The sequence below is a fragment of the Streptomyces sp. LX-29 genome (genome assembly GCF_029541745.1).
Taxonomy (GTDB): domain Bacteria; phylum Actinomycetota; class Actinomycetes; order Streptomycetales; family Streptomycetaceae; genus Streptomyces.
On sequence record NZ_CP089746.1, the window covers coordinates 3,053,929 to 3,071,830 of the forward strand.

Consider the following 17,902-nt stretch of genomic DNA (forward strand, 5'->3'; position numbering starts at 1 on the left):
ACCTCCGCCCATCGGAGTGAGCCGCGTGGGAGGCACCGCGCGCCCGCGCGGGGCGGCGGGGCCCGTTTGCCAGCATGAGCGGCGGCAGGCCGGCCGCCACGGCTCGCCTGAAGCGCCGGCGCCCCGCGCGACGGAGCGTCGAGCGTCCCGCGCGACACGCGCCGGCGCCCCGCGCGGCGCGCTTGCCCGCCCGAGGACGCGACGAGGATCGAGGAACGATGAGCGAGGTCAGCTCGTACGCCCAGGGGACACCGTGCTGGGTGGACCTGAACGCCTCCGACCGCGAGGCGGCGATGGAGTTCTACGGCGGACTGTTCGGCTGGGAGTACGAGGTCGGCCCGGCCGAGTTCGGCCACTACACACAGGCCCAGCGCGACGGCAAGCCCGTGGCGGGCATCGTGCGGCGCTCGGCCGCGGAGAACGGCGAGCCCCCGGCGGTCGCCTGGACCCCCTACCTGGCCTGCGACGACGCCGAGACGACGCTGTCCGCGATCCGCGCCGACGGCGGCGAGCAGATCACCGAGCTGATGGACGTCCGGCCGATGGGCCGGGTGCTGGTGGCCATGGACCCCACGGGGGCGGTCTTCGGCGTCTGGGAGGCGGGGCTCCACATCGGCGCCGCACTCGTCAACGAGCCGGGCACGGTGGTGTGGAACGAGCTGGTCACGGGCGACGCCCCACGGGCGCGCCGGTTCTACTCGACGGTCTTCGGCGTGCGGGTGGGCGAACCCGTAGCCGGCAGCCACGACTACACGCCCTTCTGCGTCGACGACCGCGAGGTCGGCGGCATCACGACGATGGGGGAGAAGCATCCGCCCGGGATCCCCCCGCACTGGAGGACCTACTTCGCGGTGACGGACCCCGACGCCACGACCGCCGAGGTCACGCGCCGCGGCGGCACGGTCCTCCGTGCGCCGAGGGACACCCCGTACGGGCGCACGGCCGCGCTCCGCGACCCGCAGGGCGCCGCCTTCACGGTGATCACGGCCCCCTGACGCTGCCCTGACGCCACCCGCCGCGCCCCCATCGCCGCACCCTGGGCGGGTCCGGATTATCTGATGTACCGTCAGATTCATGGCTGACGGCACGGGCGGCACCCACGGCGGCGGCAGCGGCGGTTCCAGCAGCGGCAGCGACGCGGGTGGCACCGGCCGCCTCGGCGGCGCGATACGGAAGGGCGGGCGGCGCGTCTCCGTCGTGGGGGTCGCGCTCGCGGACTGCGGACGCGTCGCGGACACCACGCCCTACGCGCTGCACGCCCAAGCGGCCCGCCGCGCCCTCGCGGACAGCGGCCTGGACCGCTCCGTGGTCGACGGCTTCGCCTCGGCCGGCCTCGGCACCCTGGCCCCGGCGGAGTTGGCCGGCTACCTGGGGCTGCGGCCCACCTGGGTCGACTCCACCTCCGTCGGCGGGGCCACCTGGGAGGTGATGGCCGCCCACGCGGCCGACGCCATCGCCGCCGGCCAGGCGCGCGCCGTACTCCTCGTCTACGGTTCCACCGCCCGCGCGGACCTGGCCGCGGGCCGTCGCACCGCCAACCTCTCCTTCGGGACGCGCGGGCCGCTGCAGTACGAGGCCCCCTACGGCCACACCCTGATCGCGAAGTACGCGATGGCGGCCCGCCGCCACATGCACCGGTACGGCACCACCCTGGAGCAGCTCGCCGACATCGCCGTCCAGACGCGGGCCAACGCCGCGCACAACCCGGACGCGCTGTTCCGTACGCCGATCACCGTGGACGAGGTGCTCGACGGCCCGATGATCGCCGACCCCTTCACCAGGCTGCACTGCTGTGTCCGCTCCGACGGCGGCTGCGCGGTCCTGCTCGCGGCGGAGGAGTGCGTACCGGACACCGCGACACCACCGGTGTGGGTCCTGGGCTCGGGGACCTGCGTCTCGCACGGCGCCCTGTCGGAGTGGGAGGACTACACCGTCTCCCCGGCGGCCCGCGCGGGACGCGCCGCCTTCGCGCGGGCGGGCGTACGGCCCCAGGACATCGAGGTGGCCGAGGTGTACGACGCCTTCACCTACATGACCCTGGTGACCCTTGAAGACCTGGGCTTCTGTGCCAAGGGCGAGGGTGGGGCGTTCGTCGCCCAGGGCCGGCTGACCCTCGGCGGGGCCCTGCCCACCAACACCGACGGAGGCGGCCTCTCCGCCTGCCACCCGGGGATGCGCGGACTCTTCCTCCTCGTCGAGGCGGTACGACAACTCCGCGGGGAGGCCGGGTCCCGGCAGGTGCGCCGTCCGGACGGCGGACCACCACGGCTGGCGGTCGCCTCGGGAACGGGCGGCTGGTTCTGTTCCGCCGGGACGGTCGTCCTGGGGCGCGACTAGCGCCGCACGGCGCCCAAAGGGGAGAGGGTCGCTCGCCCAGCACCGGCGCACGGGACGCGGGCGGCGCACGGGCGCGCGGCAGACGGACCGGCACACGGCGGACAGGCAGACAGGCGGTCAGGCACACGGGCACACGGGCACACGGGCACACGGCGAGTGCCGTACGGTCGCCCGGTCACGCGCAGCCAGCCCCGACCGCCGCAACGGCGCCACGGCGGCACAGCGGCACAGCGGCACAGCGGCACAGCGGCACCGTGCTGCACTATGGCGGGGACCACGACACGATCACCGCCGTCACCTCCCCCATACCGGGAAACGCGCTACCGCGCGGGCCGGACGGCGAGCCGCGGGCGCCCGCGCGGCGAGCGCGCGCAGCGGGCCCCCGCGCGGCGGACGACGCACGACGTGGCTACCGCGCGAGCGGGCTACCGCGCGAGCGGGCTACCGCGCGAGCGGGCTACCGCGCGAGCGGGTGGCAGTGGCGGACGGCGAGCACAGGCGAAGGGCGGGCGATGGACGCGGAACAGGACGGCCGTAGGGGCGGAGACGAGGACGAGGAGGGGCGCGCCTTCCGGCAGCTGCTGCACAGCCTCCGCGCCGGCGCCGGCGAACTGCCCGGGTTCGTCCCGGAGGAGGCCCCCGTGGAGCCGCTGCCGCTCTTCCGTCGCTGGCTGCGCGAGGCCGCCGAGGCGGGCGCGCCCGAACCGCACACCATGACCCTCGCCACTGCCGACGCCGACGGCCGGCCCTCCCTGCGCACGGTGATGCTGCACGACGCCGACGAGCGGGGCTGGCACTTCGGCAGCCACCGTACGAGTCGTAAGGGGCGCGAACTGGCACACCGCCCGTATGCCGCGCTGGGCTTCTACTGGGCCGCGGTGGGCCGCCAGGTGCGCGTCAGCGGGCCGGTCACGACCGCCGGACCGGAGGAGAGCGCGGCGGATCTGCGTCGCCGATCCCCCGACGCGCTGGTCGCCGCCCTGGTCGGGCGGCAGAGCGAGGTCCTCGACTCGTACGAGGAGCTGATCCGCGCCTTCGACACCGCGCGGGCGCGCGTGGCGCGGGAGCCCGACGCGGTGGCCCCGACCTGGACGCGGTATCTGCTGGTGCCCGACGAGGTGGAGTTCTACCAGGGCGATCGACAGCGCCGGCACGTGCGGCTGCGCTACCGCCGCGCGGGGGCCGCGGGCACGGGATGGCGTCGCGAACTGCTCTGGCCCTGAGGCGCGGCGCGCGGGCTCGCGCCGGCGGTGACGATCGGCGCGGTGACGATCGGCGCGGTGACGATCGGCGCGGTGACGATCGGCGCGGTGACGATGCCGGACCACGTGGGAGCGACCAAGATGCCGACCGGGTTCGGCGACGTCAGGTGGGGCGAACGGCGATGCCGGTGAGCCGTGGGAACGGGTCGGTGGCGAGTCGGCCGTGGACGTGGATGTCGCGGGGCACTCCCCCGGTGTCGAACATCGCCCCGCGCAGCTCGCCCTCGTAGCGGTAGCCGCATCGCCCGGCCACCCGACAGGAGGCGTCGTTGCCCACCGCGTGCCCCAGCTCCAGCCGGTGCAGCCGCAGGTCGCCGAAGGCCCAGCGGGTCATCGCCTCCAGGGCGTGGGAGGCGATGCCGCGGCCTCGGGCCTCGGGCAGCACCCAGTAGCCGACGCGCCCGCTGCGGTGCGCGTCGAAGTCGATCATCCCGATGTTGATGTGGCCCAGCACGACGTCGCCGGTGGGGTCGGTGACGGCGAAGGAGGCGCCGACTCCGCGCTCCCAGTTGGCGGTGCGGGACGCCAGGAACTCACGGGCGCCGTCCTCGTCGGGCGGTGGCGAGTCCACGGTGTTCCAGCGCCGGAAGTCCGGGTCGGCCAGTCCGCGCCTGACGGCGTCCAGGTCCCGTCTCTCCCAGGGACGCAGCAGGAGCCCGTACATCTCCAACGCGACCGGCTTGAGCACGCGCCTCTCCTCCCGGTTCCGCCACACCCGGGGACAACCCGACCGCGGCCCACGCCGCAGTCCACCCCCGGCCACCCCAGTGGCCACCCCCGCGGCCATTCAACACGGCCGGAAGACGGGGACCGTCAACGGGGTTTCGGCGGCCACCTGGCAGAAGGCGACACGGAGCGGCATGCCGACGCGCAGGTCCTCCGCCGCGCAGTCGACGACCTCGGTCGCCATCCGGGGCCCCTCGGCGAGGTCGACCACGGCGGCGGTGTACGGAACGCGGGCGGCGAACGGCGGCAGGTCGTTCCGGTGCACCACCGACCAGGTGTAGAGGGTGGCCGCGCCGTCGGCGCGCTCCCATCGGACGTCCTCGCTCCAGCAGTGCGGACAGAACTCCCGCGGGTAGTGGTGCGCCCGCGCGCACGTCGAGCAGCGACGTATCAGCAGCCGGCCCCGCGCGGCCGCGTCCCAGTACACGCGGCTGAACGTGTCGACGTCGGGCAGGTCGAAGCGCGGCCCGTCACCGATCGGCGCAGTGGAGCGCGGTGGCGCCCCCTCCGACGAGTCGGAGCCCATGTCAGCACCCCCTCCTCCTGACACTGTGTCAGTTCAGCGGAATGCACGCACCGGCGCAAGAGGGCGCATGCGCGGCCTGTGACCCATCCGCAACCGATTCGGAATCACTTTGACCGATACTCGTCAATTATCCGACTACGCTCACCTCCCATGGCCGACACAACCACCCACACCCCCTCCACACCCGTGTATGTGATCGGCGCCGGACCCGGCGGGCTCGCCACGGCGGCCGCCCTCCAACGGCGGGGCGTCCGCACCATCGTCCTAGAGCGGACCAACGCCGTCGCCTCGTCCTGGAGGGGCCACTACGACGAGCTGCGACTCCACACCACGCGTCGCCTGTCGGCACTCCCCGGCCTGCCGATCCCCCGCGCGTACGGGCGCTGGGTGTCGCGCGACGACATCGTCCGCTACCTGGAGCAGTATGCGGAGCACCACCGTCTGGACATCGTCACCGGCGTGGCCGTGTCCCGCATCGACCGGACGGCGGACGGCAAGGGGTGGCTGCTGCGCGCCACCGGCGGACGCGAGCTGACCTCGCGCGCCGCGGTGATCGCCACCGGCTTCAACCACACCCCCCGGATGCCCAAGTGGCTGGGCCGCACCGCCTTCACCGGCCAACTGCTGCACGCCAGCGAGTACCGCAACGCGCGCCCCTACGCGGGCATGGACGTGCTCGTCGTCGGCGCCGGCAACACCGGCACCGAGATCGCCGTCGACCTCGTCAACGGGGGCGCCGCGCGAGTGCGGCTCGCCGTGCGCACCGTCCCGCACATCCTGCGCCGCTCCACGGCCGGCTGGCCCGCCCAGGCGTCGGGCATCATGATGCGTCGCATGCCGCCCTGCGTGGTGGACCGCGCGGCGCGCACCCTGGCGAAGGTGAGCATCCCGGACCTGGCCGACCGCGGGCTGCCACGACCGGCCACCGGGCTGCACTCCCGAGCCCTCCAGGGGGCGATCCCGGTTCAGGACATCGGACTGGTCGCCGCGGTACGCGCGGGCCGGATCGAGATCGTCCCGGCCGTCGACTCGTTCGAGACGGACAAGGTCATCCTGGCCGACGACAGCCGGATCAACCCACAGGTCGTGATCGCGGCGACCGGCTACGAGCGCGGCCTGGACCGCGTCGTCGGACACCTGGGCGTGCTCGACTCCCGCGGCCGCCCGCTCGCCCACGGCCCCCGCACCATCCCGGCCGCCCCCGGCCTGCACTTCACCGGGTACACCAACCCCATCAGCGGCATGCTCCGCGAGCTGGCCATCGACGCCCGCAAGATCGCCAAGGCCATCGCCCACGGCGACAGCTGACCCTGCCGCCGACGCCAGACCCCAACCAGGCCCGAGCCGGGTCCGAACCGGGTCCGAACCGGGTTCGAATCAAGCCCGAAGCGGGTCCGAACCGGACGCCGATCGTCACCGTACGTGATATTCACACCACCCCCATTCCTGACGTTACGTCAGTTCAGTAACCTGACATTGCGTCAGCTCTTCCTATTGGGCCAACCAGCAGGAGTGGGGCGAGATCACGATGCTCGGATCGACTCACGGCACCCTCACCACCAACTCCCGTCACGCCCGTGTCGTCGCCTGTGGCGAACACCCCGGGCCCGCCGTCCGCGTGCACGGCGTGGCCGCTCAGGACGGGGACGCGGACGTCAGCGGCCGGCCGCTGCACCGAACCATCCCCGACCTGGACCGTCTCTTCCGCCCCGAGTCGGTGGCGGTGGTCGGGGCGTCCGACGCCGAGGGGCGCCCCAACACCGGCATCACGCGCCAGCTGATCGGCTGGGCCGAGCGGGTAGGCGCCCGGATCCACCCGGTCCACCCCACCCGGTCCAGCGTCTTCGGCCTCCCCTGTGCCGCCTCCGTGGCCGACCTGCCCGGACCGGTCGACCTTGCCGTGCTGCTCGTCGCCGACCCGCTTCCGGTGATCGAGCAGCTCGGCGAGGCCAAGGCGGCCTTCGCCGTCGTCTTCGCCGCCGGCTTCGCCGAGACCGGTCCGGAGGGCGCCGCCGCGCAGGAGCGACTGGCGGACGCGGCGCACCACTCCGGGCTACGGCTGCTGGGTCCCAACACCAACCTCAACGCCTTCGAGCGTTTCCGCGACGACCTCGACGGTCCGGCCATCGCCCTGATCACCCAGTCCGGCCACCAGGGGCGCCCCGTCTTCGCCCTCCAGGAGCTCGGCATCCGGCTCAGCCACTGGGCCCCGACCGGCAACGAAGCCGACCTGGAGTGCGCCGACTTCATCTCCTACTTCGCCGCCCGGCCCGAGGTGGGGGCGATCGCGCTGTATGCGGAGGGGCTCAAGGACGGCCGCTCCTTCCTGCTGGCCGCCGACCAGGCCGCCCGCGCCAAGGTGCCCGTCGTCGCGGTGAAGGTCGGCAGGACCGAGGCCGGGGCCCGCACGGCCGCCACCCACACCGGAAAGCTGACCGGCGCGGACGCGGTGGTGGACGCGGCCATGCGGCAGTTCGGCGTGGTCCGCGTGGACGGCCTCGACGAGCTCCAGGACACGGCCACCCTGCTGGCCCGCGCCCGTCCCCCGCACGCCGAGGGCGTCGTCGTCTACGCGATCTCCGGCGGCACCGGCGCCCATGTCGCCGACCTCGCCGCGACAGCGGGGCTCCCCCTCCCCCTGCTTTCCGCCGCGAAGCAGGCCGAACTCCACCAGTGGATACCGGAGTATCTGAGCGTCGCCAATCCGGTCGACAACGGCGGCCACCCGGTGGGCGACTGGCGTGGCCGGAAGATCATCGACGCGATCCTGGCCGACCCGGCGGTGGGGGTGCTGATCTGCCCCATCACCGGACCGTTCCCCCCGATGAGCGACAGGCTGGCGCAGGACCTGGCGGACGCGGCGGAGCAGACCGACAAGCTGGTGTGCGTGGTGTGGGGGTCTCCGGTGGGCACCGAGGACGCCTACCGCACCACCCTGCTCGGCTCGTCCCGCCTGGTCACCTTCCGCACGGTATCCAACTGCCTCACCGCCGTCCGCGCGTATCTCGACCACCATCGCTTCACCGCCGCCTATCGCTCCCCGTTCGAGGAGGCGCCCCGCGCCCTGTCTCCCTCCGCCCGCAAGGCGCGGGCGCTGCTCCGGCCGGGCCAGCAGCTCAGCGAGCACGCCGCGAAGCAGCTGCTGCGCGCGTATGGCATCCGCGTGCCGCGCGAACAGTTGGTCACCAGCGCCGCGGCGGCGGTGCGCGCCGCCGGGCTGGTCGGCTACCCGGTGGTCCTGAAGGCGTCGGCCCCGCACCTCGCCCACAAGACCGAGCTGGGCCTGGTCAAGATCGGACTGACCTCCGCCAGCCAGGTCCGCGACGGCTACCGCGAGCTCCTCGACATCGCCCGATACGAGGAGGTCGAGCTCGACGGCGTACTGGTGTGCCAGATGGTGCGGCAGGGAGTGGAGATGATGCTGGGCGTCACCCATGACGACCTCTTCGGGCCCACCGTGACGACCGGCCTCGGCGGTGTGCTGGTCGAGGTGCTGGACGACGCGGCGGTGCGGGTGCCGCCCTTCGGCGAGGACCAGGCGCGCGCCATGCTCGGCGAACTCCGCGGCCATCGACTGCTGGAAGGTGTCCGGGGGGCGCCCCCGGCCGATGTGGACGCCCTCGTGGAGACCATCCTGCGCGTCCAGCGGATGGCCTTGGAACTCGGCGATGACGTGGCCGAACTCGACGTCAACCCGCTGATGGTGTTGGAGCGCGGGCAGGGCGCGGTGGCTCTCGACGCCCTGGTGATCTGCCGCTGAACCGCCCCACCGGACTCCATGCCGTCCCGACGGACCACGCACCGGTACACCGCGCCATCCCGACTGACCACGCACCCGTACACCGCGCCATTCCGACGGACCACGCACCCGTAGACCACCCCGTCGGGCCGCGCGCCACCCCGGCAGAGCCCACGCCCGTGAACCGCGCCACCGATATCCGCACCACTCCAACAGGCGCCGCACTCGGGCACCGCCCCGCCGGAGCCCGCGCCGTACCGACGGTCCACGTGCCCTCACGCACCCGGCCACGCCCGGCCCCGCACGCTGGAAAGGGGACCTCCCCATGTCCATGCACGACTCCCCCGTGTCCGTCGGCGCCTCCCCCGAAGCGCCGCCTGACTCCGTTGTACGGCACGCCACTGACAACGGCGTCTCATGGCTCACCCTCAACCGCCCGTCGGTGCTCAACGCCATCACCCCTGACCAGCGCGAACTGCTGATCCAGCGGCTCGGCGAAGCCTCCGCCGACCCCGCCGTGCGGGCCGTCGTCCTCACCGGCACGGGCAGGGGTTTCTGCGCGGGCGCGGACCTCGGCCGGTCCGCGACGGCCGAGCGCGTCGCGGGAGACGTGGCCCGGACGATCCGCGGTGGCGCGCAGCGCCTCATCGCCGCCGTCCTCGACTGCGAGAAGCCGGTGGTCGCCGCGGTGAACGGCACGGCGGCCGGACTCGGCGCGCATCTGGCGTTCGCGTGCGACCTGGTCCTGGCGGCCGAATCAGCGGTGTTCATCGAGGTTTTCGTGCGCCGCGGCCTGGTGCCCGACGCCGGCGGCGCGTATCTGCTGCCCCGCCTCGTCGGCCCGCAGCGCGCCAAGGAGCTGATGTTCTTCGGCGATGCGCTGCCCGCCACGGAGGCCGAGCGTCTGGGGCTGGTCAACCGGGTCGTCCCGGACGCCGAACTGACCGACACCGTCCGTGCCTGGGCGCTCCGCCTGGCCGACGGTCCGACCCGCTCCCTGGCCCTGACCAAGCAGTTGGTCAACGCCTCGCTGGAGACCGACCGTGCGGCAGCCTTCGCCGCCGAGGCGGCCGCGCAGGAGATCAACATGACGACCGCGGACGCACAGGAGGGCGTACGGGCCTTCGTCGAACGCCGCACCCCCGAGTACCGAGGCCGCTAGGCCCCGCCCCGGACCAGCCGGAACCTCTCCGCCCTAGGGGCGGCATCCGGGGGTGCGGCGGCCGCGATGCCCCGCCGGCCCAACCCACACCCGTCCGACACCGACCAGCCGGGGAGCCCTTCCGGCCCGCACCCGCCCAGCCCGGACCGGCCCCTTCCGTCCCAGCCCCTCCTGGCCCGGCCCGGGACCCTCATGGCCCGGTCCCTGACATCGTCCGGCCCGACCTCGGGGCACGGACCGGCCCGGGAACCGGGCGCCGGCCGGCCCGAACGGGCCGCAGTGGTACACCATCGGCGCGCCGCACACCTTCACATCTGACGGTCCATCAGTTTAACTGGCGCCATGATGGGACACGCCGCGATGGCGGTCACCGCGGTCCGCTACCTGCGGTCGGCCGGGGCGCCGATCACGTCCCGGCGGCCGGTCGATCCGCTCCCGCCTCCCGAGCTGCGCGCCGTGCGCGACGACGAACACCCACCGCCGGATCAGAAGGAGTTCCGCCGTGTGCTGGGCCACTTCGCGAGCGGCCTCACGGTGATCGCCGCGGAAGACGAGACAGGGCCGACGGGCTTCGTCTGCCAGTCCTTCGCCTCGCTCTCCCTCGATCCGCCACTGGTGGCCTTCATGGTGGCGCGTACGTCCACCACCTGGCCGCGCATCGCCCGCGCGGGGGCGTGCTGCGTGAACATCCTGGGCGCGGGCCAGGAAGCGTTGTGCCGCACGTTCGCGGTGAGCTCCGCGCGACGACCCGACAAGTTCGCGGGGGTGGCGTACCGACCGGCACCCGCGACCGGCTCCCCCCTCCTCGACGGCGTGCCGGCGTGGCTCGACTGCGTGGTGCACGCCGTGCACACCGGCGGCGACCATCTCATCGTCGTCTGTCGGGTGTCCGCGCTCGGCACCGACGAGTCCGCGGCGCACACCGGCCCGCTGCTCTTCCACCGGGGCGGCTACGGGGGGTTCATGCCCCGATCCGAGGACCGCTGACCTCCCCGTCCGACCCCGCGCGCCCACCTCCACGCACCGGCGCGCGTCCTCCCTCGTACGTCGGGAAGGTGAGCACCGCGCGGGCCACGCGGCCGCGGCGGGTGTCGTCCACCGCCTTCGCGAAGTCGGCCAAGGGGTAGGTGCGGGTGACGAGTTCGTCCAGCATCAGCCGGCCGGCGCGGTAGAGCCGCGCGTAGAGGGCGATGTCGCGCTGCGGGCGGGACGAGCCGTAGCGGCAGCCGAGGATCGACTTGTCGAGGTACATCGAGGAGACGCGGAAGGACGCTTCGGCGGTGGCGGGCGGTACGCCCAACAGCACGGCCTGGCCGTGCCGACCGAGCAGGTCGACGGCCTGCCGGACGAGGCGTGCGCTGCCGACGCACTCGAAGGCGTGGTCAGCCCCGTGCGGCAGGATCCGGCGGACCTCGGCGGAGGAGTCCGGGGTGGCGGTGGCATCGATGAAGTGGGTGGCGCCGAAGCGTCGGGCCGGCTCCTCCTTGTCCGGATTGGTGTCGATGGCGACGATCAGCGACGCGCCGGCGAGGCGGGCCGCCTGGAGCACGTTGAGCCCGATGCCGCCGACACCGATGACGATCACGGTCTCGCCGGGGTCGACCCGCGCCCGGTTCAACACCGCCCCGACGCCGGTCAGGACGCCACAGCCGATGAGCGCGGCCGAGGTGAAGGGGATATCGGAGGGGATCTTCACCGCCTGCACGGCCTTGACGACGGTGTGCTCGGCGAAGGCGGAGCAGGCCGCGAAGGCGTAGAGCGGGGCCCCGCACGGTCGGGTGAAGGGCTGGCCCGGTCGGCCGATCGTCGCCCGGCACATGGTGGGGCGGCCACGGGCACAGTCGGCGCAGTTACCGCAGTTGGCGACGGTGGACAGCGCGACGTGATCTCCGGGAGCCACATGGGTGACGTCGGAGCCGACCGCCTCGACCACGCCCGCGCCCTCATGGCCGAGTACGACCGGTACGGGGAAGGGGATGGTGCCGTCGATCACCGACAGGTCGCTGTGGCAGATCCCGGCGGCGACGAGCGCCACCCGCACCTCGCCGGGGCCGGTGCCCCGTATCTCCAGGTCCTCGGCCACCCGGGCGCGGCGGCCGTCGAAGACGACACCCCTCATGGCTGCTGAGCTCCCCTCGTGTCCCCTCGGCGACGCGCCGTGTCTCGTGCGGCGTCCCGGACTCTCTCCCCCGATCCGGACCAGGTCATGGTCAGGACGGCCAGACAACGGACTGGAGTTCGCTGTACGCGTGCAGACCGAACGAGCCGCCGTCGCGGCCGACGCCGCTCTCCTTGAAACCCCCGAACGGCGTCTCGGGGTGGCGTTGGACGGTGTTGATGCCGATGTTGCCGCTGCGCAGCCGGGCGGCGAGTTCCCAGGCCCGGCCGGCGTCGGCGCTGTAGAGGTAGTCGTAAAGCCCGTAGGGGGTGCCGTTGGCGATCCGGACCGCCTCGTCCTCGTCATCGAAGGGGAGGGCGACCACGACCGGGCCGAAGATCTCTTCCTGCGCCACCGCCATGTCGGGGGTGGCCTCCGTGATGAGGGTCGGCGGTACGGAGAAACCGGGGCCACGGGGACCGGACTCGGGGACACCACTGCCACCGCCGCCCCGGCCGTCGCCGCCGCTCGTCCCATTACCGCCGCTCGTGCCATCGGCGCCGATCGTGCCGTCGCCGCCGATCGTGCGGCCCCCGCGGATGACCCGGGCGCCCTGTTCTCGGGCTCCGGCGACGTACGCCTCGACCCGGTCCCGCTGGGCGGCGGAGATCAGGGGGCCGACGATCGTGGAGTTATCCACAGGGTCACCGACCGTGAGCGACGCGGCGTAATCTGTGAGTGCGGCGACGAACGGCTCGTACAGCGATCGATGGACGAGTACCCGCGTCGGCGCCGTGCAGATCTGCCCACTGTGGAACGCCCAGGTCGAGCCGACCCCTCGCACCGCCGACAGGATCGTGCTCTCGTCGGCGTCCTCGAGGACGACGGCGGCGCCCTTCCCGCCCAGCTCCATCAGGGTGCGCGTCATCGTCCTTCCCGCGGACTCGGCGATCCGCTTTCCCACGGCGGTGGATCCGGTGAAGCTGACCATGTCCGTGTCCGGGTGGGCGACCAGGGCCGCGCCCACCTCGGCACCCGAGCCGGTGACGACGTTGAAGACGCCGTCAGGAAGCCCTGCCTCCTGGAATATCGGGCCCAGTTCCAGGCAGGCCAGGGGATCTTGCGGGGCGGGTTTGGCGACGACGGTGTTGCCCATGGCGAGGGCGGGAGCGACCTTGCCCGCGAGATTGACGACAGGGAAGTTGTAGGAGGTGATGCACGCGACGACACCCACGGGGCGGCGGACGGCGGCCGCGCCGAGCAGCCCACCGACGGCGAGCGGCGTGGCCCTGACGGGGCGCGGCGCGAGCGGGATGGTGTCGGACTCCACGGCACCGCGCGCATAGCGGCGGAACCGGTCCACGGCGGGAGGAAGTTGCATGGTGGTGGCCACGCGCATCGTCGCGCCGGTCTCCGCCTGGAGGAGCGGCACCAGCTCATGGGCACGCTCGAGGAGCAGATCGGCGATCCGGTCGAGGATCGCGGCGCGCTCGCTCGGCGCGGTGCGCGACCAGCGCTCCAGCGCCGCGCGGGCGGCACGCGCCGCCGCGTCGACCTCGACGGGGTCGCCGTCGGAGGCGTACCCGACGGGCTTCTCCGTCGCCGGGTTGATGATCGGGTAGTGGCCCCTGACGGGCGCCCGCCAGGAGCCACCGATCCACTGCCCATAGCTCTTCGTCATGCCCGTGAGTCCTTCCGCCCGGGTGGGGGCAGCCCGTCGTACGCCCTAGGTGTCGGCGTCCGCGGCGCCCCGTCCACCGCCTGGTCCGGGTTCTCGTTCCTTGGGGAGGTGAAGCACACGCTCGGCGATGATGTTGCGCTGGATCTCGTCCGAGCCGCCGTAGATCGTGTCCGCGCGCGAGAAGAGGAAGAGGCGTTGCAGGGCGTCGAGTTCATAGGGACGATCGGGCTCCCAGTCCGTCGGCCCGAGCGCCGCCGTGGCGCCCCGCACCTGCACGGCCAGCTCGCCGAGCCGCTGGTGCCAGCCGCCCCACAGCAGCTTGGCGACGCTGGGGGCGCCGGGATCCGCGGAGGCGCCGAGCGTGCGCAGGGCGTGCCAGCGCATGGTCTGCAGTTCGGCCCACTGCCGCACCAGCCGATCGCGTACCACGGGGTCGCGCGCTGCACCGGTGGCCAGGGCCAGCCGCACGATCCGGCTCAGCTCCTGGGCGAAGCCGATCTGCTGGGCCAGGGTGGAGACCCCGCGCTCCACGGCGAGCAGGCCCATGGCCACCCGCCAGCCGTTGCCCGGCCCACCGACGAGGTGTTCGGAGCGGGCCAGCGCGCCGTCGAAGAACACCTCGTTGAACTCGGCCGTCCCGGTCAGCTGGCGGATGGGACGGACCTCGACCCGACCGGGCTGGTCCATCGGAACCAGTAGAAAGGAGAGACCATGGTGGCGTTGTGAACCGGGCTCGGTGCGCGCCAGGACGAAGCACCAGTCGGCCTCCTGGGCCAGCGACGTCCAGACCTTCTGTCCGGTGACGCGGTAGCCGCCGGCCGCGTCGCGGACGGCTGCGGTGCGCAGGCCGGCGAGGTCGGAGCCCGCCCCGGGCTCCGAGTAGCCCTGGCACCACAGCTCCTCGCCCCGCGCGATGGGCGGCAGGAAGCGGTGGCGCTGCGGCTCGTCGCCGAAGGTCAGCAGCGTGGGCGCGAGGAGGTTCTCGCCGATGTGCCCGAGGCGGGCGGGGGCGCCGGCGCGGGCGTACTCCTCCGCCCACACCACCTGCTGGGTCACGGTGGCGGCGCGGTTGCCGAAGCCGCCGTGGCCGCGGTGCCAGCCGAGGCCGATCCAGCCGCCCTCCCCCAACCGGCGCTCCCAGGCGCGCGGGGTGTCGTCGGCGGGGTGTGCGGCGAGCCAGCCGCGCGCCTCGGCGCGGAACCGCTCGTCCTCCGGTCCGAATGCGAAGTCCACGACGTCACCCGCCCTCTGGTGGTCTCATGCGTTGGGGCGGCGGTCGGCGGCCGCGGCGGCGGCCAGCTCCTCCAGGTGGGCCAGCAGGGGCATCGGGTCGGTGCCCACGGTGCCGGGGAGGAGTTCGGCGATGCGCTCCGGGGTCCAGCCGCCGTCGACGTACGCGGCGCGCAGCTCGCGGGGCTGCGCCCAGACAGCGATCTTGGACCCGGCGACGGTGTAGACCTGCCCGGTGATGCCCTCCCGGCGCGCCGGCTCGCTGAGCAGGTAGACCACCAGGGCGGCGACGTCCTCCGGTTCGCCGATCTCGGTCAGCGCCATCGGCACCTGGGCGGACATGCGGGTGCGGGCCACCGGGGCGACGCAGTTGGCCGTGACGCCGTACCTGTGCAACCCGAGGGCGGCGCTGCGGACCAGGGAGATGATGCCGCCCTTGGCGGAGGCGTAGTTGGCCTGGGCGACGCTGCCCTGGTGGTTGCCGCTGGTGAAGCCGATCAGGGTGCCGGAGCGCTGGCGGCGCATCACGGCCGACGCGGCACGGAAGACGGTGAAGGTGCCCTTCAGATGGGTGGCGATGACCGGGTCCCACTCCTCCTCGGTCATGTTGAAGAGCATGCGTTCGCGCAGGATTCCGGCGACGCAGACGGCACCGTCGAGCCGGCCGAAGCGCTCCAGCGCGGTGTCCACCACGCGCTGGCCGCCCGCCATGGTCGACACGTCGTCCGTGACGGCCGCCGCCCGGCCGCCGCCCGCCTCGATCTCCTTGACCACCGCGGTGGCGACCTCGCTGGTGGGCTCGCCGCCGGCGAGCGAGACGCCGTAGTCGTTGACGACGACCTTCGCGCCCTCGGCCGCACAGGCCAGGGCCACGGCCCGGCCGATGCCGCGACCGGCGCCGGTCACGGCGACCACCTTCCCTGCCAGGAAGCCGTCCACGCCGCATCCCCTTCCGTCCGATGCCGCCCCTCCGCTGCCGTCCGCCCGCCGCGGTGCGTCCGCCGCGGTGCGCCCTCTGCGATGCGTCCGGGCGGTCCCTCCGCCGCGGTGCATCCGTTGCGGTGCGCGTCCGCTGCGATGTGTCCGCCGCGGTCCCCTCCGGGATTCCCCTCCCGGAGTTTCTGACGGCCCGTTAGATTTTTGGGCAGACGACAGTCGAGCGCAAGCCCCGAGGAGGCCCCCATGCCCATGCCGGCCGCGTTCCACGAGATCGCCAAGCGCGTCAACAACTGGGGCCGCTGGGGAGCGGAGGACGAGATCGGCACGCTCAATCTGGTCACCGACGCGGTGGTGCGGTCGGCTGCCGCCACCGTGACCACCGGCCGCCGGATCCCGCTCGCCGTGCCGCTCCAGCACGACGGCGTACAGACCGGGTTGATCCCCGGGCGGATCAACCCGCTGCACACCATGATCGGCGTCAATGTCGAGCTGTTCGGCGCCGGCACGGTCGCCACCAGCGACGACGTCGTGACGATGGGACTCCAGGCCGGCACCCACTGGGACGCCCTGGCCCATGTCTCGCACTCGGGTGTGCTCTACAACGGACGCCCCGCCGACTCCGTCAGCCCCCACGGGCGGGCGGCGTTCGGCGGCATCGGCACCGTCCGGCACCTCGTCACCCGCGGTGTGCTCCTCGATGTGGCGCGTGCCCACGGCGTGCCGGCGCTCCCCGGCGACCACGCCGTCACGCCGGAGGACCTGGAGGCGGCGGAGGAGTTGGGCGGGGTCCGGGTCCGGGCCGGGGACGTCGCGCTCGTGCGGACCGGGCAGATGCGGCGGTATCTGGAGGGCGACAGGCAGGGGTACGCCTTCCCCTCACCCGGTCTGTCGATCCGCACCCCGGAGTGGTTCCACGCCCGGGACGTCGCCGCCGTCGCGAACGACACGCTGACCTTCGAGATCGTCCCGCCCGAGATCGAGGACCTCTGGCTGCCGGTGCACGCGCTCGACCTCGTCGAGATGGGCATGCCACAGGGGCAGAACTGGAATCTGGAGGAGCTGGCGGCGGCCTGCGCGCAGGAGGGACGGTACGCGTTCCTGCTGTCGGCGACGCCCGAGCCGTTCACCGGCGGAACGGGCGCGCCGGTGGCCCCGGTCGCCGTGCTCTAGCCACGCCGGCCTCGTCACGAGGGGACGGGCGGATCGGTCGGGCGGCGGTGCGCCCATGCGCACCCCGAGCACGGCACGTCGCACCGCCACCCGTCTCCGGCGCCAACGCCCTGGTGTCGCGCCGGGACGCGACCCGCACTCGCCGAGGACCAACCCTGCCGACGCAGGGGCCTCGGCGTCCCCTCACGACGAATCGCTGCATCCAGGGTGATCACGGCGGCACGCCGCGTCAACACCTGGTCTGGACTTTGTTGGCTACACGCGGTTCGGCACGGCGCACGACGGCTCGTACGCCCCCGCCAGCACCGGCTCGCAGCGGTCCACTTCGCACCAGATGCGCTTGCCGGCGCCCTCGCGGTGCCAGCCCCAGCGGTCGGCGAGGCCGTCGACGAGCTCCAGCCCGCGCCCGTTGGTCGCCGCCTCGTCGGCGTGCCGCTGCCGGGGCGCGCGGGCGCTGGTGTCGGCGACCTCGACGCGCACGGTGCTCACTGCGGAGGAGCCGACCGACGGCGCACCCTGGGACTGGCGGGGCAGGTGGATCACCAGCACGGCGGAACAGCCGGTGTGCACGACGGCGTTGGTGACCAGTTCGGAGATCAGGAGGATGAGGGTCTCGGCCAGCGGCTCATCGACGCCTATTCCCGAACCGGCGAGCCGCGAACGGGCCCACCGCCGGGCCCGACCCACTTCTGCGGGGTCAGGCCGGACCTCCATCTGCACCTGAAGCACCTGCACCGTTCACACCATCCGAACCGGCGGACACATGGCGTCACACCTCGAAAGGGTCACGGACTGTGACTCTCCTGCGAGACAGCATGGTTGACGTACAGTCACGCCAACAAGCGCTTCGGGCATATTCCAGCGCCAAGGAGTACGGGTGCTGCATACTGTGCGACGCACACCGCCGGGAGTCGAACAATGGCGCGCCACGCGCCCCCGCTGCCCGCAAGCGGCGGGCATTGCATGCTCCGGCGCCGCCCTCCTGGCGACTCCGGGAACATTGCGCCTCGCAACCACTCGCACCCCACGGAG

At 73.4% G+C, this 17,902-nt stretch carries 16 protein-coding genes; 9 read left to right on the top strand and 7 right to left on the bottom strand.

Annotated elements, in window-relative coordinates:
* Window positions 1–218 precede the first annotated feature (218 nt).
* The 4 genes from LRS74_RS13010 to LRS74_RS13025 all read left to right on the top strand — a co-directional run bounded on the left by LRS74_RS13010 (window position 219) and on the right by LRS74_RS13025 (window position 3,731).
* Complete coding sequence (locus LRS74_RS13010) at window positions 219–995, top strand: VOC family protein (protein WP_277741166.1); 777 nt, start codon at window positions 219–221, stop codon at window positions 993–995.
* A 79-nt stretch (window positions 996–1,074) separates the two neighbouring features.
* Window positions 1,075–2,337 carry an acetyl-CoA acetyltransferase gene (locus tag LRS74_RS13015; RefSeq protein ID WP_277741167.1) on the top strand — a complete coding sequence of 421 codons (1,263 nt, stop codon included), beginning with the start codon at window positions 1,075–1,077 and terminating at the stop codon, window positions 2,335–2,337.
* 512 nt (window positions 2,338–2,849) lie between these two features.
* Window positions 2,850–3,560 (top strand): pyridoxal 5'-phosphate synthase, encoded by a 711-nt coding sequence (locus tag LRS74_RS13020; protein WP_277741168.1) that lies wholly within the window; start codon window positions 2,850–2,852, stop codon window positions 3,558–3,560.
* 42 nt (window positions 3,561–3,602) lie between these two features.
* Window positions 3,603–3,731 carry a hypothetical protein gene (locus tag LRS74_RS13025; RefSeq protein WP_277741169.1) on the top strand — a complete coding sequence of 43 codons (129 nt, stop codon included), beginning with the start codon at window positions 3,603–3,605 and terminating at the stop codon, window positions 3,729–3,731.
* On the opposite strand, the gene LRS74_RS13030 is transcribed toward LRS74_RS13025, so the two are convergent.
* Window positions 3,703–4,287 (bottom strand): GNAT family N-acetyltransferase, encoded by a 585-nt coding sequence (locus tag LRS74_RS13030; RefSeq protein ID WP_277741170.1) that lies wholly within the window; start codon window positions 4,285–4,287, stop codon window positions 3,703–3,705. The genes LRS74_RS13025 and LRS74_RS13030 overlap by 29 nt on opposite strands.
* 99 nt (window positions 4,288–4,386) lie before the next feature.
* Window positions 4,387–4,851, bottom strand: coding sequence for an OB-fold domain-containing protein (locus tag LRS74_RS13035; RefSeq protein WP_277741171.1), 465 nt, complete (start codon window positions 4,849–4,851; stop codon window positions 4,387–4,389).
* 150 nt (window positions 4,852–5,001) lie between these two features.
* Here LRS74_RS13035 and LRS74_RS13040 point away from each other — a divergent pair, with 150 nt between their 5' ends.
* From LRS74_RS13040 to LRS74_RS13055, 4 genes are all read left to right on the top strand, one after another.
* Entirely contained in the window at window positions 5,002–6,159 is a 1,158-nt protein-coding gene (locus LRS74_RS13040; RefSeq protein WP_277741172.1) for an NAD(P)/FAD-dependent oxidoreductase, read from the top strand.
* A 220-nt stretch (window positions 6,160–6,379) separates the two neighbouring features.
* Window positions 6,380–8,611, top strand: a complete 2,232-nt coding sequence (locus tag LRS74_RS13045) for an acetate--CoA ligase family protein (protein ID WP_277741173.1) — start codon at window positions 6,380–6,382, stop codon at window positions 8,609–8,611.
* Between the two features lie 310 nt (window positions 8,612–8,921).
* Window positions 8,922–9,752 carry an enoyl-CoA hydratase-related protein gene (locus tag LRS74_RS13050; RefSeq protein ID WP_277744737.1) on the top strand — a complete coding sequence of 277 codons (831 nt, stop codon included), beginning with the start codon at window positions 8,922–8,924 and terminating at the stop codon, window positions 9,750–9,752.
* A gap of 342 nt (window positions 9,753–10,094) precedes the next feature.
* Complete coding sequence (locus LRS74_RS13055; RefSeq protein WP_277741174.1) at window positions 10,095–10,739, top strand: flavin reductase family protein; 645 nt, start codon at window positions 10,095–10,097, stop codon at window positions 10,737–10,739.
* Here LRS74_RS13055 and LRS74_RS13060 read toward each other — a convergent pair.
* The 4 genes from LRS74_RS13060 to LRS74_RS13075 all read right to left on the bottom strand — a co-directional run bounded on the left by LRS74_RS13060 (window position 10,714) and on the right by LRS74_RS13075 (window position 15,700).
* Complete coding sequence (locus LRS74_RS13060) at window positions 10,714–11,871, bottom strand: Zn-dependent alcohol dehydrogenase (RefSeq protein ID WP_277741175.1); 1,158 nt, start codon at window positions 11,869–11,871, stop codon at window positions 10,714–10,716. The genes LRS74_RS13055 and LRS74_RS13060 overlap by 26 nt on opposite strands.
* 91 nt (window positions 11,872–11,962) lie before the next feature.
* Complete coding sequence (locus tag LRS74_RS13065; RefSeq protein ID WP_277741176.1) at window positions 11,963–13,531, bottom strand: aldehyde dehydrogenase family protein; 1,569 nt, start codon at window positions 13,529–13,531, stop codon at window positions 11,963–11,965.
* 45 nt (window positions 13,532–13,576) lie between these two features.
* Window positions 13,577–14,764, bottom strand: coding sequence for an acyl-CoA dehydrogenase family protein (locus LRS74_RS13070; protein ID WP_277741177.1), 1,188 nt, complete (start codon window positions 14,762–14,764; stop codon window positions 13,577–13,579).
* A 24-nt stretch (window positions 14,765–14,788) separates the two neighbouring features.
* Window positions 14,789–15,700: an SDR family oxidoreductase gene (locus tag LRS74_RS13075; RefSeq protein WP_277741178.1), complete on the bottom strand. Its 912-nt coding sequence runs from the start codon at window positions 15,698–15,700 to the stop codon at window positions 14,789–14,791.
* A 243-nt stretch (window positions 15,701–15,943) separates the two neighbouring features.
* Here LRS74_RS13075 and LRS74_RS13080 point away from each other — a divergent pair, with 243 nt between their 5' ends.
* On the top strand, window positions 15,944–16,870 hold the full coding sequence (locus tag LRS74_RS13080) for a cyclase family protein (RefSeq protein ID WP_277741179.1): 927 nt from the start codon (window positions 15,944–15,946) through the stop codon (window positions 16,868–16,870).
* Between the two features lie 255 nt (window positions 16,871–17,125).
* Here LRS74_RS13080 and LRS74_RS13085 read toward each other — a convergent pair whose 3' ends face one another.
* Window positions 17,126–17,605, bottom strand: coding sequence for an ATP-binding protein (locus tag LRS74_RS13085; RefSeq protein WP_277741180.1), 480 nt, complete (start codon window positions 17,603–17,605; stop codon window positions 17,126–17,128).
* Window positions 17,606–17,902: the final 297 nt, after the last annotated feature.